At 27.8% G+C, this 23,232-nt stretch carries 16 protein-coding genes; 7 read left to right on the forward strand and 9 right to left on the reverse strand.

What is annotated here, in order from left to right; translation table 4 throughout:
- Positions 1–25: 25 nt before the first annotated feature.
- From MHJ_RS01245 to MHJ_RS01260, 4 genes are all read right to left on the reverse strand, one after another.
- A complete protein-coding gene (locus MHJ_RS01245; protein WP_011284011.1) occupies positions 26–1,084 on the reverse strand; it encodes a hypothetical protein in 1,059 nt (352 codons plus the stop codon).
- Between the two features lie 3 nt (positions 1,085–1,087).
- Positions 1,088–1,705, reverse strand: a complete 618-nt coding sequence (locus tag MHJ_RS01250; protein WP_237697234.1) for a hypothetical protein — start codon at positions 1,703–1,705, stop codon at positions 1,088–1,090.
- A 194-nt stretch (positions 1,706–1,899) separates the two neighbouring features.
- Complete coding sequence (locus MHJ_RS01255; protein ID WP_193325079.1) at positions 1,900–2,478, reverse strand: hypothetical protein; 579 nt, start codon at positions 2,476–2,478, stop codon at positions 1,900–1,902.
- Positions 2,459–3,187, reverse strand: coding sequence for a hypothetical protein (locus MHJ_RS01260; RefSeq protein ID WP_237697235.1), 729 nt, complete (start codon positions 3,185–3,187; stop codon positions 2,459–2,461). Before MHJ_RS01260 ends, MHJ_RS01255 begins: the two co-directional genes overlap by 20 nt.
- A 719-nt stretch (positions 3,188–3,906) precedes the next feature.
- Here MHJ_RS01260 and secDF point away from each other — a divergent pair.
- The 5 genes from secDF to rpsT all read left to right on the forward strand — a co-directional run bounded on the left by secDF (position 3,907) and on the right by rpsT (position 10,517).
- Entirely contained in the window at positions 3,907–6,504 is a 2,598-nt protein-coding gene (secDF, locus tag MHJ_RS01265; RefSeq protein WP_011284015.1) for a protein translocase subunit SecDF, read from the forward strand.
- Between the two features lie 88 nt (positions 6,505–6,592).
- Entirely contained in the window at positions 6,593–7,879 is a 1,287-nt protein-coding gene (gene hisS, locus MHJ_RS01270) for a histidine--tRNA ligase (RefSeq protein ID WP_011284016.1), read from the forward strand.
- On the forward strand, positions 7,872–9,575 hold the full coding sequence (gene aspS, locus MHJ_RS01275) for an aspartate--tRNA ligase (protein WP_044284611.1): 1,704 nt from the start codon (positions 7,872–7,874) through the stop codon (positions 9,573–9,575). The genes hisS and aspS overlap by 8 nt, the downstream gene beginning before the upstream one ends.
- Positions 9,576–9,649: 74 nt before the next feature.
- Positions 9,650–10,105, forward strand: coding sequence for a YhcH/YjgK/YiaL family protein (locus tag MHJ_RS01280; protein WP_011284018.1), 456 nt, complete (start codon positions 9,650–9,652; stop codon positions 10,103–10,105).
- A gap of 139 nt (positions 10,106–10,244) precedes the next feature.
- Positions 10,245–10,517, forward strand: coding sequence for a 30S ribosomal protein S20 (gene rpsT, locus MHJ_RS01285; protein ID WP_011284019.1), 273 nt, complete (start codon positions 10,245–10,247; stop codon positions 10,515–10,517).
- Positions 10,518–10,680: 163 nt separating this feature from the next.
- Here rpsT and MHJ_RS01290 read toward each other — a convergent pair whose 3' ends face one another.
- From MHJ_RS01290 to MHJ_RS01310, 5 genes are read right to left on the reverse strand one after another with little or no spacing between them, the layout of a single operon-like run.
- Complete coding sequence (locus MHJ_RS01290) at positions 10,681–14,313, reverse strand: Mbov_0399 family ICE element protein (RefSeq protein ID WP_044284612.1); 3,633 nt, start codon at positions 14,311–14,313, stop codon at positions 10,681–10,683.
- The gene (locus MHJ_RS01295; protein ID WP_044284613.1) at positions 14,313–16,955 is read right to left on the reverse strand and encodes an Mbov_0397 family ICE element conjugal transfer ATPase; all 2,643 of its coding nucleotides are present in this window, start codon (positions 16,953–16,955) and stop codon (positions 14,313–14,315) included. Before MHJ_RS01295 ends, MHJ_RS01290 begins: the two co-directional genes overlap by 1 nt.
- Positions 16,956–16,987: 32 nt before the next feature.
- Positions 16,988–19,234: an Mbov_0396 family ICE element transmembrane protein gene (locus tag MHJ_RS01300; RefSeq protein ID WP_011284022.1), complete on the reverse strand. Its 2,247-nt coding sequence runs from the start codon at positions 19,232–19,234 to the stop codon at positions 16,988–16,990.
- A complete protein-coding gene (locus MHJ_RS01305) occupies positions 19,234–19,542 on the reverse strand; it encodes an Mbov_0395 family pilin-like conjugal transfer protein (protein WP_011205969.1) in 309 nt (102 codons plus the stop codon). The genes MHJ_RS01300 and MHJ_RS01305 overlap by 1 nt, the downstream gene beginning before the upstream one ends.
- The gene (locus tag MHJ_RS01310; RefSeq protein WP_011284023.1) at positions 19,542–20,321 is read right to left on the reverse strand and encodes a DNA-processing protein DprA; all 780 of its coding nucleotides are present in this window, start codon (positions 20,319–20,321) and stop codon (positions 19,542–19,544) included. Before MHJ_RS01310 ends, MHJ_RS01305 begins: the two co-directional genes overlap by 1 nt.
- A 294-nt stretch (positions 20,322–20,615) precedes the next feature.
- Here MHJ_RS01310 and eno point away from each other — a divergent pair, with 294 nt between their 5' ends.
- Together eno and serS are read left to right on the forward strand one after the other, a co-directional pair.
- Positions 20,616–21,971 carry a phosphopyruvate hydratase gene (eno, locus tag MHJ_RS01315; RefSeq protein ID WP_011284024.1) on the forward strand — a complete coding sequence of 452 codons (1,356 nt, stop codon included), beginning with the start codon at positions 20,616–20,618 and terminating at the stop codon, positions 21,969–21,971.
- A gap of 11 nt (positions 21,972–21,982) precedes the next feature.
- A complete protein-coding gene (gene serS / locus MHJ_RS01320; RefSeq protein ID WP_011205966.1) occupies positions 21,983–23,224 on the forward strand; it encodes a serine--tRNA ligase in 1,242 nt (413 codons plus the stop codon).
- Positions 23,225–23,232 lie beyond the last annotated feature (8 nt).

Consider the following 23,232-nt stretch of genomic DNA (forward strand, 5'->3'; position numbering starts at 1 on the left):
ATTAAAATTTAAGAAAAAATTTGATTTATTTCCAAAATCAGAATTTTGCCATCGATCTTGAAAATATTCCTCAGCCCGTTGATCAATTACTAATATCCCTGTCAAGATCAAATGGTCTTATAATTCCTTCTCCTTTTTTGATTGCAAGATATAAACTATTTTTAAATTCTTCATTTTCTTCAAAATTATCAACTTTCTCAAATTCAGCAAAACCGATAGCAAAAACCTTATAAAAAATAATAAAATATTCCCTTAGGTAATTAAAACGAAGAAATCAGAAGGGAACTGCGGCAAAAGAAAGTAGTGTTCAAGTGATAATTAAAGTGCCAATTCCGGCATATTCAATCAATATATCATAATCATTTCTGATATTTTTGAAAAATGAAAATTGAAAACCCATTTTAAAAATAGTAACAGTAGCCGCTGATCAAAAAAGTGTTAAAAAAATATAAGATAAAGTAGATAAAACAAATAAATTATTATGGATTTTTTTTACTTCCTCAAAATAATTTAACTTGTAATCCCGTAATTTAAAATCATTGGCAAAAATATCAATTTCTAATAAATTGTATTTGTATTTAGAAATAAAATTTGACATTTTATTTAAAAAAAATTTACTGAATATAATCGTGTTATTATAAAATTGGTCAAATTTTGAGATTTTTTCCCCGTTTTCTTCCTTAAAATCTCGAAATTCAATTCAGAATTTATTTTCAATTAGAAAATTAGTTTTAATAAATTCGGTTTCAAAATGGAGAGATAAGCCTTTTAAAAAAAGATGATTTTGTCGATACTTTTTTTTGCTTTCCAATCCAAATCAGATAAGTAAAACTAGTAAAATTATACAAAAAACAAGCAAAAATATCAAAAATGTATTAATTACCAATAATCTATCATTAACATTTTTGATAAATTTTGAATTTTTTTTAATAAAAGGTTTTATATCAAATTCTAATAATAAAATTGAGGTTAGCAAGATAAAAAATACAAGAAAAAACAGCGAAAAAATCAAAAAAATTGACTTATTTTTCCTGATTTTTCAATTAAAAAAAAGAACTCATTTCTCAATTTCTTTTTTTTGCATTTTTTATTTGCTTTCTTGAAGTTCTGCTGAAATTACCATTGTAGTTACAACCGAGACAATTGAGTTTAAAGTATCGAGAATATTTAGCGCTGCACTTATCGGATTTACATAACCAACACTCATTAAAAGTCCGCGTTTTGCCGCGGTTTTAATTGTAAGTTGTTTTATTATTTTATAGGCATTCTTAATCCATTTTAGAAATATAGTTTTTTTTATTAATAATTTAGCAATTGTTTCTTTTGTAATTTCATCGCTTATTTTTCTGCCAATAATTTTTATGATTGTTTTTTCCATTATTTTTTCTATTTGTTGTTTGATTAATATTCGTATTGGATTTGTTGCTGTAGAAAGATTTGCAATATTATAATAAAAACCTAAATCCATACCACGCTCTGTAATTTCTTCTCTTAATTGATCCTTAAATTCATAAAATGACATTCCCGAAAATTTTATGATTCTTTCATATTCAGAGGAGTTTTTAAATTGATTTATTTTTTCTCAATCTTCATCCATTTCTTTCTGGATTTTAAAAGATTCTCATACAAAATATGTCATTATTGATGCTTGTATCGAAGCAGCTGCGGCAAGCGGAGCGGTTGCTCCAAAAGTTCAAAAAGCCAAACCTGTATAAGTTGCAACAAGTGCTCAAGCTGTCCCCGCTAAAACTGCAGATGTTATATTTAGCCCTTTTGTTGCATTATAAAATCTTTGATATTTACCTAAAAATTTCTCAAATTGCTTCTTTGATTCCTTTGTTTCATTTTGTAATTTTAAAAATTTTTCTTCCCACTCTGAATCATTTAGTATTGCATCAATTATTTTTTTTCTTCATTTTTTGTTAATTTTTTAGCAGTATTGCTCTTTTCAGATAGATTATTAGAATTTTTTTGGCTTTTTGGTTTGCTTCTATTCATTTCCTCTTTTATTAAATCGTTTTCATAATTGTTTTCTTGAATTTCTGGTGTTTGAGTATTAACAAGTGGTAAATTTGAATGCTGAAAATATAAATTAAGAGCATCTGTTGATGTTATTCTTTTTGACTTTATCGCTTCTAAGTTCTCATAAAATTCTTTTTTAAATCTTATTCTTTGTTCAATATCATTAAAATTATCCAGGTTAAAATTTAAATATTCTTCTACTTCACTAAATTTTGAAAAATCTACATCTTCTATTAATTCTTGCATTTTTGTAAAATTTTTATCAAATCTTTCTAACATAGAAATACTTTCAATGTTATCAGCCAAAATTTTAATAGGCGGTGTAGTATCAATTGGTTTTGAAATTATCAGAGGATTTCTACTTTGATAAATATCCATATTTCTAACTTGATAGACAGGGACAAAAATCCCTGGAAGTTGAGATAAATCACCTAAATTAAATAGAATTTTCTTCATGAATCACCTCATTATTTATAATTTTTGCTAATTGATCAAGCTGATAAAATTTCTTGTCAATTTCAAGTTTTAATACTTTAATTATATTTGAAAAAGTGGACTTTTCAACCAAAACTTTAAAAATATTTAAAGGTCTATTCGGATTTAAAAAATAGAATTTTTCCTGTTTTTCCTTTAAAAACTTAAATTTTACTTGTTCTAAAAGTTTTTTATTTTCACCATTGATAAATTTTGAGTCAATAATTAAAAAATTTTCATTTTCATAATTTTGGAAATTAGTAACTATTCGCGCGTATTTTAGATAAAAAACTAAATTTTTTGTTGTGGTTATCTTAAAATGTGACTCAAGAGTAACTGCATCAAAAATAAAATCTATTTTGCTTTCATCTTTTTCCTTTAAATTCTCGGCTGTTTCTAAATTAGGATTTAATAAAAACTCTTTTATTAATTTAATATCTTCGTTAGTCGGGGCAAACTCAATTTTTTTTATACTTTCAAATTGAAAATCCATTTCAAAAATCATTTTTTTCATTATTCACTTATTAAAATCTAGAACAAATTTTTTTTCTGGATTTAATCGGCAAAAAATAATACTAGTAAATCCAAAAATGAAAAATGTAATAAAACAAGCAACACCGGTGTATAATAACGGCAAAATATCAGGATTTATTCGTTTTGTTTGTATATAAGATTTTAGGGAACCCAGCATAATAATCAAAGTAATTGTTAAAAAAACACAAGTTAATGAGAAAAAAATAGTCCAAAAAATTTTTAAAACAAAGTATATTTTATCTAATTTCTTAGTTAAAAACTTTTGATCCTGTCACCGATACCGGCTTATATTCATAGAATATTTCATTAAAATTTCTTTGATTATTCGGCTATTCTTATCTTCTAGCATAACATATAAAACTACTTTAAAATAATATTATTTTATCATATTAGTTAATTTTTATGAATTTTTAATTTTAAAATTAGCCTTTAATTTATAGTGTTTTTTCATTTTTAGTATTTCTTTTTAATCAAAAATAGTAAAATTCATCTTTAGTCACGCTTTTATGGTAATTTTATTATATTTAAATATATTTTTGCACAATAATATAAAAAACATATTAAATTATTAAATCATTAAAAAAATATTAAAATATACCCAATTATTTTTTAAAAACATCCAAAAAATGGTCAAACTTTAAAGAAATATGGAAGGAATTTTTTAATAAGTTTTTCGGATTTCATAATTTTTTTCACTAATTAAAATTCTAACTAATTTATATTAAAAAATTTATAAGAAAAGCTTGAAAATTTTGAAAAATTTGATAATATTTTTGTTAATTAGCTTTCTTCTAACCTTTTCGTCAAAAAAACCATAAAAATACTTATTCATATTATTAAAATATGATATAATTGTAAACTCGAGAAAGGAAAAGCATGAAATTAGGTACTTTTTTTGCTAAGTTGTTTTCGCTTAATAGTTGAAAGCGCTTTTTTCTTGCTTTTTTGACTTTTGCGCTTCTTGGAAGTGGGATTTTTTTGGTTTCAAATTTTTATATTTCTAAAAATATTAATCGTTCAATTGAATATGGTGGTGGGGCTGAAGTTTTAGTTCAAGTTAAAACTTTAGATGGAAAAATTCCATCATCTAAAGTTGTAAAAGAAGCTGATGCAGCAATTTTTCAACGCCTAACTGGAGGAGCTAATCTTAGTGGGACAAGCGTTTTCACTGAAGGCGAAGGTCGGATTAGAATTTCCCGTAATAAAATTTCTAATAATCGTGAATTAGACACTTTTATTCAAGAAATTGTTAATAAACCAGTTTTAACCATTACTGATGTTGATACAAATCCACTTTTTTTTGAAGGAAAATTTGATAAAAACCTTAAATTAGACCAGGGAAACGAAACAAATTGGATTGTTCCTTTTGCTCCAGGTTCTGCAATTTCACAACCAAATCCACAAAATCCGGCAAATAATCAAGTATTAATTGAGCTAAAAGATAAAAAAGCTCAACTTGAGTGATCAAAAGCAACAGAGTATATTTCAAAATTAGGTCATGGTAAGAATCGAATTTTGATTTGATCAAATATTGTTGAATTAAAAAAGATTGCAAAAGAAAAATTCCCTGCCCAATGAGCAAAATCCGGCGAAAATATTTATAATTTTGTCCATGTTGGCGAGAAAACTACCCCTGAATTTCTTCAGGGCAATAAAATTTTACAACCAGAACTTAAAAAATATCAATTTGATGCGAAAAAATATTTGATTTCCGATGCAACCGTTTCCCAAGCGCTAAATGGAAAATCCTTTGTAATTACTGGAAGATTTACCCCTCAAGAAGCAAAACAATTGGCCCTTGATATAAATTATGGAACAGCTGATTATAAACTAGATTTTTTATCAGCATCTTTTGTTAGCAAAACAAAATCAGATTCAGTTTTTATTGCGGGTTGAATTGCAATTGGGCTTGCAATTGCAATAATTTCTTTATTTTTGTTAATAAATTACGGGCTTTTAGGTGCGCTTGCAACAATTTCGCTTTCATTATATGTATTTCTAACATTACTTTTTTTCACAATTGTCAGAGGTGAATATTCGCCGATTACAATTTCAGCCTTAGTTGTGGGAATTGGAATGAATATTGATGCAAATGTTATTAGTTTTGAGGTATTTAAATCCCGAATTTATTCAGGAAATTCTGTTTTAAAAGCAAATTATCAAGCTAATCGATTGTCTTTTAATGCAATTCTTGATTCAAATATTACAACACTAATTGCAGCACTTGTTCTGTTCTTTTTTGGTACTAAAAATGTTAAAAGTTTCTCGATTACTTTGATTTTTTCAATTATTTTCACTTTAATAGTAACAATCGGCTTTACAAAATTTTTTACCAGCTTTATTCTTAAGGCAAACTTTTTCCAAAATAATGAAAAAAAACTTTGACTATTAGGTATCAAAAAATATTATCTTAGAAAATATCAACGCGGTTATAATTCAATTTATTCACAAATTGATTATGAAAAAATTTATAAATATACGAGATGATTGCCGCTTATTTTGTTTTTAGGTTCAATAATAGTTTTTGCAGTTTTTGCCGGAATTTATAGATCATTTGGTTCAGGATTTAATTTAGCAATTGATTTTAGTGGCGGAACTAACTTTTTAATTGAAAGCTCAAATTCAAGTTATGATTTAATTACAAAGGAAAAAGCCGAAAAAATAATTAGTTTTCTTGATTCACAAAATATAAACAAGTCAAATTCAACAATTTTGCTTAATCCATTAAATGAAAATGGAAATATTTTTAATCTTGAAATTAAAACAAAACTTGATCTAGCAACAAAAATTGCCTCATTAAATACGGCAATCCAGAATAATTTTTCTAATATTCGAATGACAAATTATTCAATTTCGAATGAAGAAGCTCAAAAATTAATTTTCAATGCAATTCTTTCAGTTGGAATCGCACTTATTTTTGTAACTATTTTTACGCTAATTAGGTTTAAATGGACTTTTTCGCTTGCAATAATTTTCTCACTTCTTTTTAATGTTTTAATGGTTTTGCTAGCAATTATTATTACACGGATCGAAATATCGCAGAATTTAGTTGTTGCAATTCTTACTTTAATTGGTTATACAGTAAATGATACAATCGTGGTTTTTGATAGAGTAAAAGCAAGATTTTCAGAAATAAATCATGAAAATGTTTATAAATTTGATAAAATTAAAGAAATTTCCTTACAAGCAATTAGAGAAACAGCAAAAAGGTCGGTATATACATCCTTGACAACCATTTTAACAATTGTTGTTTTAATGATTTTTTATGAATCAATTGATATTGTCTTTAGCCTGACGATGTTAATTGGTGTGATAATTGGAACATATTCCTCCTTATTTATCGCAACCCGCATTTGGATTATTCTTGAATCATACCGTAATCGTAAAAAAGAGATGAGAATCAATAAAAAATACTGAAATGTCCAAAAAATTTATGAACAAACTTTCGCAAATATTAATGATTATGAAAAATAATATAAATCAACTTTTTCTATTGTGGGGAAAATCAAAAATGTTGATTTTTTTCTAATATTTTATTTGATAACTTAAAAAAAGGTAAAAAGTGAAAAAAAAGTTAAATTTATGCCCAAAAGGAACCTATGATTTCTTTGGCCAAGGTGCTAAAATTTTCATTGATGTTCGTAAAGTTTTTTTTAATCAGGCAAAAAAATTTAATTTTTCTTATATTGAAACACCAATTTTTGAATATGCAAATATTTTTCTAACAACAAATCAAATCGCAGATATTGTAAGTAAAGAATTATATAAATTTTTTGATAAATCAGGACGTGAATTGGCACTAAGACCTGAAGGTACAGCCCCAATTATGCGCTCGGTAGCCCAGCATAAATTATTCCAAACAGAAAAGAAATTTTTCTATTTTGGCCCAATGTTTCGCTATGAAAACCCTCAAAAAGGTCGATTTCGTCAGTTTTATCAAGCCGGATTTGAAATTATTAATTATAAAAAAGATTCACTGGAATTCCAAATTCTTGAAATTATTCTTTTAATTAAATCGATTTTTAAAGACCTTGGGATAAATGAATATGAACTTAAAATTAATTTCCTTTCGAATCTAACAACAAGGAATATTTATGAAAAAAATTTGGCCCAATATTTTGAAAAATTCAGTGATAAACTTGAGCCAATTTCAAAAATACGGATTAAGAAAAATCCACTACGGATTCTTGATGATAAAATTGAACAGGAAAAAGAATTTGTCAAATTAGCTCCTAAAATAAATACTTTTTGAACAATGGAAGATAAAAATATTTTTAATAGAATAACTTCAATTCTGGAAGAATTTAAAATCAGCTATAAAGTTGATTATAATTTAGTCCGTGGTCTTGATTATTATGATGATTTTGTTTTTGAATTTATTGATACTTCACAAACACTTGGGACAAAATTAGCGCTTGTAGGAGGGGGTTGTTATAATAATTTGCCGACAAAATTTGGGCTTAATAATTTTAAAAGTATTGGAATGGCCTTTGGAATTGAACGCTTAATTGAGATTCTAAAATCAAAAAAGAACATAAAAGAGCAAAATCTTGACTTTTTTTTATTAAGTTTTACCGATAAAGAAATTTTGCTAAATTTTAAATTAGCAAAAATATTACGAAAAGAAAATTTTTTAGTCGATTTAAATAAAACACCATTTTCAGTAAGTAAAGGTTTTCAATTAGCCAAAAAATCTGGAGCTAAATTTGTTTTTTTCTTTGAAAAAAATCAAGCAAAAAATTATATTTCTCTAAAAAATTTGCAAACTGGAAAGAATGAACAAATTTTATATACTGAAATTAATTTTGAATATCTAAATTCAATTATCAAAGCGAGTGAAAATGCATAATTCGAAAACTTTATCCAAATCTGATCTCGGAAAAACAGTTACAATTCAAGGTTGAGTACAAAATATTAGGAAAATTAAAGGCAAAAGTTTCGTGATAATCCGTGATTATCAAGGAATTTTTCAAGCTGTTGTAACTCAAAATTCAAAAGTTGATCGATTCACCAAGGAATCTGTTGTCAAAGTTCAAGGAATTCTTACTCAGCGGATAAATCCAAATACCAAAATTCATAACGGTGATCTTGAGATTCTAGTTGATAATTTAGAGACAATTTCATTAGCGGATCAGATTCCTTTTGAAATTAGCGATCAGCTAGAAGTAAGCGAGGATTTACGACTTCAATTTCGTTATTTGGATCTACGACGCCAAATAATGAAGGAAAATTTAACATTTCGTTATAAAATTTTCCATTATATTCGTTGTTTTTTATATAAAAACAACTTTATTGAAATTGAAACTCCAATTCTTTCTAAATCAACACCAGAAGGTGCTAGATCATTTTTAGTTCCAACACGGCAAAAAGGCAAATTTTTCGCACTTCCGCAATCACCACAAATTTATAAACAGCTTTTAATGGTTTCTGCTTTTGAAAAATACTTCCAGTTTGCTCGTGTTTTTCGTGATGAAGATCTCAGAAAAGATCGTCAATTTGAATTTTTACAGCTTGATTTAGAATTTGGATTTCCCACTTTTGAAAAAATTTCAGAGGAAATTGAAGCACTAATACGTGATTTATGAACAAAAATTTTTCCCAATTTAGCAATAGATTTCCCAAAACTTACTTATTTTGAAGCAATTAAGAACTATGGAACTGACAAACCTGATCTCCGTTTTGAGACTAAATTATTTGATTTAGACTTTCTTAATGATATAGACTTGCTTTTTCAAGGAAAAGTTCGCGGACTTTTCCTTGAAAAAGTTTTAATTACAAAACCAGAATATCGAATTTTTGTCGAAAAAATTCAACAAAATAATGCAAAAACACTTTTATACCTGCATATTTTTGAGGGAAAAATTACTTATTTTTCCTTTAAAACTAGTGAAAAACTCTTAATAAAAACTAAAATTGAGAACTGAATTTTGCAAAATAACTACCACACTGGCACACTATTTCTAATTGCTGCTGATTATAAGATTGCTTCGCAGGCACTTGGAGCACTTAGAAATTTAGTCGCAAAAAAATATAAACTGATTAACGAGGATCAATTTAAATTTGCCTGAATTATTAACTGGCCACTTTTTGAATTAGATATAAATAACAAACTTACCTCAGCTCACCATCCTTTTACTGCCCCAACTTTAGAAAGTCAACAATTTTTGCATAAAAATCCTTTAAAAGTCCAAGCTCAGGCCTATGATCTTGTTCTTAATGGGTTTGAATTAGGCTCAGGGTCAATTCGAATCCACAATGCGGAATTACAAAAGCAAGTTTTTACAATTCTCGGGCTTGATCAAGACCAAATTCATACTCAATTTGGAGCGCTGTTACGCGCATTTAATTACGGCGTTCCTCCCCATGGTGGCTTCGCTTTTGGCCTTGATCGGCTCATTATGATTTTAAGAAAAACGAATTCGATCCGTGATGTTATTGCTTTTCCGGTGAATTCAAAAGGTTTAGACCTATTGCTTGATTCACCAACTGAAATTGACCAAAATTTACTTGCTGAATTTGGTTTGAAGGATATAGGCAAAAACTAAATTAGCAAAAAATAAGTAAAAATTATTTTTTTTGGTATAATTTAGAATATAATTTTATAAGTAGTTGGGCAAAAATGATATATGATAAACTAGAAAATTTTGATAAATATTCATTTCTAAATAAAAATTTTGCTAAATTAGCTGTTTTTTTAAAAGAAAATAATTTAAATGAAATTCCTCCGGGAAAAACTCAAATTGATGGTAATAAAATATTTGTAATTAATGTCGATGTTACAAGTTTTGATGATACAAACGCGCTTTATGAATATCATAGAAGATATGCGGATGTTCATATTGTCCTTGATGAAGAAGAGCAATATTTTTTTGATTTTTCCGAGAAATTAATAAATAAAATTAGCGATTATTCTGAGAAGGATGATGTTGCTTTTTATGCAAAAGATTCAACTCGTAATTTAATAAAACCATTAAAAGGTGAATTTTTAATTTTTCTGCCTGGAGATGCGCATTTACCAAAATATACTGGCAAAATCAGCACAATCCGCAAAATGATTTTCAAGGTAGAATATTAAAAAGGAACATTTTATAAACATTTTAGTTTTTTTAAAAAACAGTATTTTATTGTATAATTTAATATATAATAGATATTAACTAAAATTATTTTGTTTTTCAAAAAAAAAAAAAAAAAAAACCGAAAAAGGAAAAAAAAGAATGGCAAATATTAAGTCAAAAATTAAGTCAATTACAAAAATGCAGAAGGCTCGCGCAAAAAATAATGCAATTAAATCCCGTGTAAAAACAGCGATCAAAAAAGCGAAAATTGCCATAAGTACTGATGCATCTAATAAATCAGATTTGATAGCAAAAGCTCATTCAGAAATTTCAAAAGCAAAATCAAAAGGTGTTTTTCATAAAAATAAAGCAAACAGAAAGATTTCAAGACTAAATCTTTTTGCAAATACTTACACAACACCAGCCCAGTAATTAAATTTTTTTAGTAATTTTATTTTTTGGTTAAAAATTTAAAAAATATTACCAACAAGGTAATCTTTTTTAATTCACTAATAGATGATAATGACAACTAAAAATGCAAAAAGCATTTTATTTTATAGTATTTTTAGTTACCAAGTCTTGATTTTTAAATATTTTAATGTTTAAATTTAGCGATAAATTTATTATAAACTCAAAAACCAAGAAAGCCAAAGCCAAGAATCATAAAAATAAAAAGTGGGATTATTCAATATCAGGTTGTTTTTTTCTGAAAAATATTTTTTGTTTGATCGCCTTTAGCTAAATTTGAAGCATTTAAATTTGGTGAAAAATCTGAATTAAAAACAGTGAGCTCTTTTTTTCCACCAATTTGTGAAGTGCCAGGTTCCAAAATCAATGTGGCCTTATCTAAGTTTGGATTAGCTCGAAAATTGTTAGCAATTTGAGCTAAGTTTTGAATATAAAGATATTTTTTAGCATCAATTTCTTCTGGTAAAAGTAGATTATAGACATGATCCCTTAATGCGTTTTCGAGATTTTGACTATTTTTTGCAACAGAAAAACTAAATTGCGTTGCACGTATTTGACCTAAATTATGAATTTTTGGATTTGTTAAGCTTCCGACAATATTGACTAATTTAATTGTTTTTCCGCCATAAAATTTTTTATTAGAATCTGGCTTTATTTTTAGTTCTAGATCCCAAACTTTATGCGGAATCTGCTCACTTTCTTCTATATTTTTAACTACTTTTTCAACAATTTCATCGAAATTTATGATAATAAAATCAGCATTAAATTTATATTTTTCCTTAGTTCAACTTTTTTCAATTTCATCAAGAATGAATTTTTTTGCTTTTTCAGGATTAGAAACTCCAGCTAAATTTATTCTGCTAATATCAAGTTTTTCAAAGATATTCTGCCATTCTTCAATAATTTCACTTGTTTCTGGCAATTTTCTAAGTAAAATAAATGGCTTTTGCAGAAAAAAATTGTTCTTAAATTCATCTTTTACCTTAAAATTCGCAAAAATCTTATTATCTTCTTCTTCAAGAACTATATCAACTTTATCACCATTTTCTTGAGAATAAAAATAATTGATAATTTCGGCATAATTATTTGTATTTTTTTCGCCACTTAACAGATTAATTTTGTCAAGTTTAAAGTCAATTTTTGTTTTATTTTCATACTGGTCTGTTTCACTAATATTTATATTTTTAAAAGTGAATTTACCATCATTTTTACCTAATAATCCATTTTTTTTCTCATTTTTATTTATAATATTTATTTCAAAATTAAAAGTTCCATCTTGATTCTCAATAATATTTTCAATTTTTAGCTCATTACCAGCAATTTCATCAATATCACGGATCATTATTTTTAATAAATCAGCCTGCATTTCCGGATTAATTTCTAAAATTGTATTATTTTTTCCAAGTTTAAATTTTGAATTTTGTGAATTTCCTATTATTTTTTTCTTTTTAATCGCTGAAATGATCCGATTTTTTATTAAATTACTTGAGTCTAATTTAGCATTAATTTTTTTAATTGCTTGTTTTTTAACTAAATTCTCAATGAAATTACGCCAATAAAGCAGGATTTTTTCATAAGATAATTTTTTAATATCATCTCAGGACATTTTTTGCAGCATTAAATTTTGTGATAAAATTTGTCCTACTTTTGATTCCCAAAACGGAATAATTGCTTTATTTGGAAAAATTTGACTAAAAAGTTGGGAATTTGAGTTCTCGCCAATCGCAACTATTTTATATGAAGATGTTCCCTTTTCAAAATTTGAACTAAAAAGTCAAATTCCTGAATTTGAAAAGTATTTATTTGTACTATTTGTAATATCAAATTTTTCTGATTTATGATCTTTTTTGCTTAAAAGTTCAAATTTTTCGTGATTATTAGGGTTAATTTTATATCTATATGATGAAATTTTTTCATTTTCAACTGCAGAATTTAAGGTTATATTCGCTCCTTTTCCACTAACACTTCCTTCAGCAATAAAGCCAAAATCTGCATTAAAACCTGATTTTAAACGTGAAACCTCACTTGGAAGCTGGGCAAAATTACTATTTTCTGGCAAGGAATCAAAATTATTGCCAGTTGAAACTCAAAGAATTTCCTTCTTAGTGCCAGTTTCCTTATCAATTAATGGGTCAAATTTAGGGTTTTTTATTTTAAGGCCTAATTGATCATATACTAGATTTCCAGATGCATCTTTTAGATAAGGTTCAATTAATTTTTGTTGTTCTTTATTATTTTGTGGATCTCATGCAAACCACTTAATATCCATTATTGAATTGGCCGCTTTGATTACAAATTCAATTTCATAGACCGCTATTATTTTGGAATTATCCTGTGTTTTATCACTTTTTTCAAATTTTTTTATTTCAACTTTGTACTTATTTATTGCGTTTTTTTTATCTTTTTGGTCTAGTCTTAGATCTTCAAGTTCATAATTGAAATTACGATCAAGGACATCAATTGGCTTATCATTTACATATAATATTTCATTTTCTTTTTCATCTGCAAAAAAATTTAATTTAATTTTATCATGATATTCCCATTTTCCACCATAAATATAGTCAAAATTTTGCTTTCTTTCCTTATTTTTTGCTTTTAATATTTCAATTGGTTTATCAATTTTTGGTGTATAATCCTTTTGTTCATAAATTTTTCCGGGAATTATTGTTAGCCTTTCTCAAAATTTATCTTGATTTTCAACTATATTTGTTAAAAAATTAATATTTACATTATCTTTTAGTTTAAAATCATAGTAATTTTTATCGTCTGGGTGTTGGAAATGCAGTAAAAATTCGATTTTTGTATCACTTTTGATATTAAATTTCAGTGATGAATTATATTTTTTTTGATCTTTGAATAATAATTTTGAATACTCTTCGGTTTTTTTTTGAATCTCTCCAAGTATTTCTGATTTTGGATTTAGAGAAAAATTCCGAATTCCATTACCATTTTCATCATTAGTACTAACAGGTAAAATAATTTTGTTATTATTAAGAACTTCATTATCAAATTTTTTTCTTAGACCACCTAAATATTCTTTAAGTTCAGTATTTAATTTTAAAACCGGTTTTTGATATTGATAGTTAAATTTAAAATTTATCGCAAAATCCTTTATTTCATTTTCCATTATTTCAAAACCAATTCGATAAACTATGTTTGAAATTCGAAAATTATTAGCTCCAAAATTTTTTTCAAGTCTACTAAATTTTTCTTTTATGTCTTTATTCAAACTTTCTGATATATCAAATTCGTATTTTATATTTGTACTTTTTCTAATTCCTGCAACTATTAGGGAAATTCGATCAAAAATTGACTTATCATATTCACCATAAAGATTAAAAATTGTTTCCTGTTTTCAGTTTCTAAATTTTTTTTCATCTCTATAAAATTGTCAATTACGACAATTTTCTAAATTAGGGCAATATTCAAGTGCATATTTTTCTTGGCTAATTTCGGGTTTTGAACCGGGTAAATAAATTTTATTTGCTATTTGTTTATCAAATCAGTATGATTCTAGTTTACGAACTTCCTTGCTTTTGTTATAGTTTTTATCCTTAATTCACTCAAAATATACTGAATTTGCATTTCTATCAACTTCAAAATTTCTAATTACTGCTGTAAAACTTGCAGATTCTGATTTTGTAACTGGATTTACTAATTCATTAATTTCAAAATAATCATTATTTTTTTGAAAGCTAATTGATAAAAAAGGCAACGGAATTACCGCAGCAGTTAAAAAAAATGGTAATTTTTTTATCATTAATTTTCCTCCTTATTTGATTTATCTCCTTTATCAAAAAATAATTTTTTCTCCATTTTGTTAAAATAACCTGAGCAAATATAACGGTCATTTAGGTTTGAAGAAAAAATAAATTCGCCAATTTGAGAAAGAGCAATAAATTTTTTCTCTTCATTAGTAAGTCCGCCTGAGGAAGAAAAAAGTTTGTCAACTTTTTCAATATCATTGCTCTTTAGGTTAAAAAAGAAAGCATATTGGCAGTTTTCAATAATTGCCTCAGATTTTCTAGCAGCTTCACCACTAATTGCAAAATCACCCGGATTTTGCGTAGTAATTATTAAAGAACCGTTGTATTTCCGGATAGTTTTTGCAATTTTGAATAAAAAATCAAGGGCAATTGTATTGGATTCGTCAATAAAACGGTGTGCTTCATCGACAATTAATACAATTTTTTGGTTTTTATAGAAATTAGTTGCAATTTTTCCTTCAATAAATGATAAAACAAGAAAAAAAGCAGATTGGTAAATTCGTTTTTCCAGGTGCATCAAAGTCGAGACATTAAAAATTACCAATCCACGTGAGATATCTAAATTTGTACTGTGGCCATTAAATAATCGGTTTAATTTCCCATATTGGTTAAATTCATAGCGCAAAGTTGATAAAATAATTGTCTTTTCAAAGTCGGTAATATAGTCAAAATTTAACTCTTGAAATTTTTGGATTAAATCAGTAATTGTAGGGAATTTATCTGGTTCTAAAAGGCAAACATCCTCAAAAAGTACATAAAAACCGCGGTTTTTATACATTTCATTAATAGTTTCAATAACTGCCATGACCATTTTATGTTCTAAATTTGGTAGTAGAATTCCAAAAAATTTTTCTAAATTTTGCAAATGAAGGGCAATTGTTTCTGAATTATTAAAATCTTCTGCTTCTTCTTGTTTTGATTGGGGATTGAAAACCTTTTGGATTTGCAAGGGATTAAAAATTGTTAGATCTCCTCCACCAAAATTAATTCGATTTGCATTTAAATTATCACCAATTTTTCAATATTCATTTTGTGGATCTAAAACGATTACGGAATTATTGATTGCCTTATTATATGTTAGTAATTTTTTTGTCATCGTTGATTTTCCAGCCCCCGAAGTTCCTAAAATAAAACAGTTTGAATTTTTTCTGTCTTGATTTTGCCGAAAAAGATCAAAAAAAACCGGAGTATAATCAGTTTTGCTAATTCCGATGATATTATAATTTCCATCATTAAAATTTCGTGAGGTAAACGGGATTCCAAAAGCAATATTGCTAGCCGGCATTTCAATTTCTTCTTTTAAAAAATTACTAAAACGAAAAAAAAGTGATGCAAAACCTTGCAATTGTCGGTATTTTAATGGATTGATAGTTGCCCCAATATTTCTTAGATTATTCCGATTTTGACTTTCAATTTCTTTTAGTTGATTTTTTGTCTCAGCGGTGTTTAAAAAAATAAAAGTTGAATAGAAAATTTCTTCCCGTGATGAGCCAGCAATGCTGATTATTTCTTCAAGAGCGGCACGTTCTGTGGCTGTTTTTGTTTTTTGAACAACATTTTTTTGGTCATTAAGGTTTGATTCTAAATTTTTTGCCCCTTTATTAAAACTATTTTCTTTTTCGGTGGCAGTTAGGCGATTTAGATGCCAAACAACGCTACTGTTTGTCGAAAAAAGTTGGGCCGCTCAGCCAAGCGGTAAATTAAATGGATATTCATTGATACTTTGAACTGAAAAATAAATATCATTAATCTTAAAATTTTCTGGGTATCATTCAATTTTATTTTGAGCTAAATATTTGCTAATATCATCGCCATTTCTGATGTTATTAAATTCTTCATCATTTAAAAAGTCGTTAAAATTAATAATTTTTAAATTTAAATCAAGTAGATCACGCAATGGTGCAATTCGTGCACGAAATCCAGTCGAAGAAATATTTGCACGCAGAAGACTTACCTGTTGCAACAAGGAAACATCATTTTTTTCATAGACAATAATAAAATAGCGGTGATGTAAATATGTATCAAAATTAGCAATGTCATTTTTATATTCCAAGCATAAATTTTCTCCTAAATTTTCAAGACATTCATCTTGATACCGTAGAAAAAATAGTTTATTTTTTGTTAAATCATTAGGATGAGCAATTTTTACAATTGAAATTCGATTGCTTATTGCATTAAGACTGACAGTTAGTTGCTGGAGAATCTGTTCAATTTTTTCAGTTCCAATACTGAAAATATCCTGACCATTAATCTCAATCCCTCCTACAAACCCGCCACCAACTTTGATAAAATCCTGTTTTGCACGCGTATATGGTAATAAATTTCCGGTATTTGCACTAGTTTTTGAAGTTTTTGTATAAATTTTTGGCCGCGAAGTGTATAAAATTATATATCAAAGAATTTTATAACCCTTAAGACCTCAATTTTTATAGTGTTTTATTAACGGAACTGTAAAAATAAAGAATAAAGAGGCAGAAATTAAAATTTTTCATAAAATAAAAATGTCTTCTGGCAAAGCAAAACTGATGCTAGCTGAAATAAAAAACATAATCATAATGATTGGTAAGTCAATTAAAGTGATTTTTCGAAAAATTTGAATTTGGACATTTTTGATTCGTTTATTCTGTAATTTCATTAGTTTTTCCGTTTTTTAGCTATTTTTTTGCATTATTTATCTTTTTTATCATCAATAATTTCTGATTTCATATTGTCATTTTCAGGTTTAATTTGTTTTTCAAGGTCGTTAATTTCTTTAATTTCTGATTCAATATTTTCTTGATTATTTTCAGCCTTCTTTATATCAATGTTATTATCCTGATTTTTTAGTTCTATTTTTTCTGTTTGATTTACAGTTTTTTGATTATTTGTAGTCGAATCTAGTTGATTTTCGGTCACTTTTTTCTTTTTTCCACGTGGTTTTTTCTCTTTTTCTTCAACTGTTTTAACCTTTTTTTCTTTTTTTGGTCTTTTTTCTAGTTCTACTTTTGGAGTTTTTTTAACTTTTTTAGTCATCTTTTTTGTTGGTTTTTCACTAGTTTCCACCACTTTTGTGCGAGGTTTTCGTTTAGTTTTCTTTTCCTCTTCAGGTAATTTGCCTCAAAATCATTCTCAAAATCCTTGTTTTTTTGGTTCTACAACCGCGTTTTCTTCTAATTTTTCAGTTTTCTCAGTTGATAATTCAGTTGTAGTAATTGTTTTTTCAGCCGATTTTTCAGCTTCTTCAACTATTTCATTAGTTTCTAAATCTTCTTTTTGGTCTAAAATTTGTGTTTCAGATGTATTTTTAAGGCTATTTTCCTTTGTTTTTTCAGATTTTTCATTATTAACTACACCCACTTCTTCCAATTTTTCTTGGTTTTCTTCGTTTATTTGCTCCACTTCAGCACTGTTTTGGCCACTATTTTCCAATTTTGTCTCCACAGAGTTATTTTTTTCGTTGGAATTTTCAGTGATATTTTGCCCAGATTTACTATTTTTTGCTGTTTTTGGTTTATTTTTCACTCTTCCCTCTTCTTCAGTCTCACTATTAGAACTATCAGATTTTTTATTTTTTCTAAAAAATCGACCAATCTTGTCGATAAAAAGTTTCGTTGGACCGTTTTTGTGATTAGGATCTAAGGCTCTTTTTGCTCGCCAATTTTTGAATTGTTCATACTTTTTTTTAGCATATTTTACGCCCTGATATCCCATTGCTGAACCGGTAGCAAGTGTTGATAAAGCCCCCATTATTGATGGTCCTCGCCAATTTGTTAATTTTGAATTACCCGGGGCAAGCGAGTTATCAACAACATTGAATGGATTTTTATTTTTATTTTTTTCAAACAAACCACTAACATCAAGTTTATCATTTTTACCATTTTTATTTAGAAATCCTAAAACACCGGCAGCTCCGGCAATTCCAACTGCTCCAACCTTTAATGTTGATGAAGCAAGTCTTTGTTGGTGATCAACTGCTCCTTCTTGACCAAATTGTGAGGCAATTTGGCGGGTAAAGGCAGCGATTGCCAAACCACCACCGATAATAAAAGAAATTCTGATTAAAAATCGAAAAATTTGCGAACTAGTTACTTGACTTAGATCAATTAAGTCTGCAATTTGGTATGTTGATCCAACCCAAATTAGAAACAAATTAAAACTAATTTGGTAGACAATAATTATTGCAAACTGTCCTAGAAAATTTTTAGTTCAAGTCTTTAGTCTGCGGCCATCATCCCAGATACTTGTCATTGCTCAGACAGGCATTGTCAAAAAATTCATAAAAAGTTGAGCCGATGAGGTAAACCAAGAAATAAAACTTATCCCTAAAATGTATGCAATAACAAGTGAGGAAGCCGAAAGTGTGATAATCAAACTAATCGCCTCACCGGATTCCATTCCGGAAAAAGTTGAATAACTAGGGGAACCATAATTTTCTGAGATTCATTTTATTTCTTCTTCAGGAATTTTATCGCTTGCTGATTTTAGCATCACAGTAATTAAATTTTGATCGCCGCGAATGTGTTGATTAATTAAAAAAAGTGTTGACTGAATTGTAATAAGTAAGGCAAAAAAAATGATTGGAAAAAGGAAAATAAAAGCAAAGGAACCAAAACCAACTCTTCCCATTGCAATTATTTCACTATCAGCTGACCTTTTTCGAATTATTAAAAATTTAATATATCGTAGAATAAAAACGATAAATCCCATTGAAACCGATGTGATGGCAAAAATTCAAAAGCCAACTGGTAAATTTTCAAAAGCAAAACTTTTCTTTTGAAAAATTGCATTTACAATAACATTAATTCCGATTTGATCAAAAATAAAATTAAAAAACGCAATAACTGATAAAGGCAGATAAACTAGTAAATATCAACCTAGTGTAAAAAAAGGGTAAGTAATTAAACTGACTAGACCACTAAAAAGTCAGCCAAACATTAGCCTTTTGCCCCTGAAGCCGCCGAGCTAGCAACTGAGATTATTACCGTTGAAAGTCCAAGGGCAACTAAAATGATTATAAAGCCGATTGAAGACCAAATTAGGGCTTTTTTTCATTTATCTCGTTTTTCAACATCATGTGAAATTGCTAACATTGTTGCAAAAAAAACTACGGATGCAACAAGTATCCCAGCAGCAATCGGCATTCCGATCTGTGTTAGATATTTTATTCATTTTTGTAAAGTGGTAGCTAATGTTGATAGCTCTGCACCCACTTGGACATCCTCAAATAAACTTAAAATATACATTATTCTCCTCTAGTTTGACTCTCATAATAGACATCTTTTATTTCGGTAATTCAATTTGCGCCTTGATAAATTAGATCAGAACAACCTGTATAATCGAGTTGATCTTCATCATTTTTATCAAAAAAGCAATAAATTTCCTTACCAAAATCAAGAAAATAGTTAACTAAATTTTGTGATCCACCTGATTTCCGAATTGAATAGACAACTAAAAAATTAGCAAGCGCTGCAATTAAACGGTTCCTTTCAATTAATCTTTTTTTATTAACATTGCATCCTGTTGGATATTCAGAGATAATTAAAATATTTTTATAATCCTGAAAATTCTCAAAAGGTCATGGATTTTTTATCCCATTTGCCGAAACAGCGATAATAGGTGCTTCATATAATCGGTAATATTCCATTATTTTTTGCTCAACACCTTTATAACCGTTTGTAACTAAAATATGACGCTTGATAATTTGATCTAATGATTTGTTAAAAAATTCCTGAATTTTACTATTATATTTTTCGCCAATAAGCGCGCTTTTTGGATTTTTATTTTCAAGAAATTCAATTTTACCTTGATAAAATAGAACATAAGGCGGATTTTTTAGTACTTGAAAGGCTTCAGGATAGTTTTCATCTAATATTGTAATTGCTTTTATTTTTCCTGAATCAAGTTTTTCTTGAAGTTTTAAAAATTCTTCTTTTGTTATTTCCTCTTTTGTTTGGATAGCATTCTGGATTAATTTATAATCTCCTTTATATTTAATGGCATAGTAAATTAGACTGCTCTTCATTTCCCTTCCTTTCATTTATAAATTAAGAAAATTTAGTTTTTATTTAATAAAAAAAACTTTTAACATAAAAAGTTTTTTTATGTCTTTTTTTTGAAATCAAATAAAAGAAATTATTTAAACTTAAGTTTAAGTCTTATTTAAAATTACCCTGTATTTATCATACTTATTTTTCATAAGAAACTTTAATAAAAAAAATAATTTAATTTTTAAATTATGGTATAATTTTTTACATTCTAAGTTTTTTAGTATTAATTTAAGATTTGAATGAATAAAAAATAAAATAGAGAGGTTATTATGTCAAAAATTACTAAAGTTTTTGCTCGCGAAATTTTAGATTCCCGCGGAAATCCAACAATTCAAGTTGATGTTTATACTCTAGCAGGTGGATTTGGTTCAGCAATTGTTCCATCAGGAGCATCGACTGGTTCCCGAGAAGCGCTTGAATTACGTGATACAAATACAAAATATGCAGATAATTGATATGGTCAAAAAGGCGTAATGACCGCTGTGGATAATGTAAATAATATAATAGCACCGGAAATTATTGGGCTTTGTTGTAAAAATCAAAGATTAATCGATCAAAAAATGATTGAATTAGACGGGACTCCAAATAAAGAAAAATTAGGTGCTAATGCAATTTTAGGGGTTTCACTTGCAGTTGCAAAAGCTGCGGCAAACGAATTAAGAATGCCACTTTTCCGTTATTTAGGAGGAACCAATCCGACTTTAATGCCAGTTCCGATGCTTAATGTTATAAATGGGGGCGAACATGCCTCAAATACACTTGATTTTCAAGAGTTTATGATAATGCCACTTGGTTTTAGAACTTTTAAAGAGGCATTACAAGCGGCAAATAAAGTTTTTCATAATTTAGCAAAACTTCTTAAAAAATCAGGTTTTGAAACGCAAGTAGGCGATGAAGGAGGGTTTGCCCCTAACTTTAATTCCCACGAACAAGCGCTTGATTTTTTAGTTGATGCGATCAAGGAATCCGGATTTAATCCCGGATTTAAAGGGGAAAATGCTGTTGCAATTGCAATTGATGCAGCTGCTTCTGAATTTTATAATGGGCAAAAATATGTCTTTAAGAAACTAAAGTCTGCCTCTTTAAATAAAAACCAAGCAGATTTAGATGAAAAATTTGAATTTAATTCAGAGGAATTACTTAATTATTATGGTCAACTTTTAGCAAAATATCCAATAATTTCAATAGAAGATGGATTTGCTGAATCTGATTGACAGGGTTTTATCGCCTTTAATCAAAAATATGGTAATAATCACCAGATTGTCGGCGATGATTTAACTGTTACAAATGTAGAAATCCTCAAAAAAGCTATAAATTTAAAAGCAATTAATTCAATTTTAATCAAATTAAACCAAATAGGAACCTTAAGTGAAACACTTGATGCAATTCATTTAGCACAAAAATCTGGGATGACCGCTGTAATTTCCCATCGTTCAGGAGAATCTGAGGATACAACAATCGCCGATCTTGCGGTTGCAGTATCTTCAGGACAAATTAAAACAGGTTCACTTTCCAGAACGGATCGGATTGCAAAGTATAACCGACTTTTAGTAATCGAGGAATATCTAAATTCTTATGCAAAAGCCGATTATATTGGTAGGGAAGTTTTTTATAACTTAAAATAATAGTCTAAATTATGAATATTCGTTTAATTTTGAATAATAAATCCTTTGTTGAAAAAAAACTCGCGACCCGCGGTTTTGATATTTCAATAATTAACGAATTATATATAAAAGGTCAAAAAAGAAATATTTTACGTCAGAAAATTGATGCCTTATTAGCAAAAAAAAACTTAATTAGTAAAGAAATTGGAGCTTTTTCAAGACAAGAAAAGGATTCAAGTTTTCTTAAAAGCCAAGTTAGTAAAATAAAAACTGAGATCGAAACCCTTGAAGCTGAATGATATCAGCTTGATACTTGATTAAATCAAAAAATTTTAGAAATTCCAAATTTACCCGATGATTCAGTGCCTTTTGGGACTTCAGAACTTGATAATCAAGTAATTTCACATTGAGGAATTCCAAAAAAATTTGATCAAAAATGTAAACCACATTATGAATTCGGGATTTCTAATAAAATTTTAGACTTTAAGCGAGCAGTAAAAATTTCCGGTAATCGCTTTGTAATTTATAAAAATCTTGGAGCTAAATTAGTAAGGTCCTTGATTAATTTTATGATTGATACTCATATTGCAAACGATTATCAGGAAATTATCCCAAATACTTTAATTCTCTCGGAATCACTTTATGGTACTGGCCAACTTCCGAAATTTCATAATGATTTATACCCATTAAAGGATCCAAATCGCTGGCTAATTCCGACTGCTGAGGTTCCGTTGACTAATTATTTTCGTGAAGAAATAATTGATTTAGCAAAACCAATTTCACTTGTTGGTTATAGTAAATGTTATCGTTCCGAGGCTGGAAGCGGAGGCAGAGACACAAAAGGACTAATTCGCCTTCATGAATTTCATAAGGTTGAACTAGTAAAAATCACAAAAGAAGCAGATGGTTTAACTGAATTTGAAAATGTAGTAAAGGATGCTTCGCGAATTTTAAAATTACTGGAAATCCCATTTCGTGTTGTAGTTTTATCAACTTATGATTTAGGATTTTCATCAAAAAAAACAGTTGATCTTGAAGCCTGACTGCCTTCAGAAAATACCTATCGAGAAGTATCATCAATTAGTTATTGCGGCGATTTTCAAGCAAGAAGAGCAAAAATTCGTTATCGTGATGGTAAAAATAACCATTATGCACACACAATTAATGGTTCTGGCTTGGCAATTGATCGTCTAGTCGCAATTTTATTAGAGCAATATCAAAATTTAGATGGTTCCTGAACGGTGCCAAAAGTTTTAGAACCTTATTTTCGCTAATTAGCTCT

The organism is Mesomycoplasma hyopneumoniae J (assembly GCF_000008205.1).
GTDB classification, from domain to species: Bacteria; Bacillota_I; Bacilli_A; order Mycoplasmatales; family Metamycoplasmataceae; genus Mesomycoplasma; species Mesomycoplasma hyopneumoniae.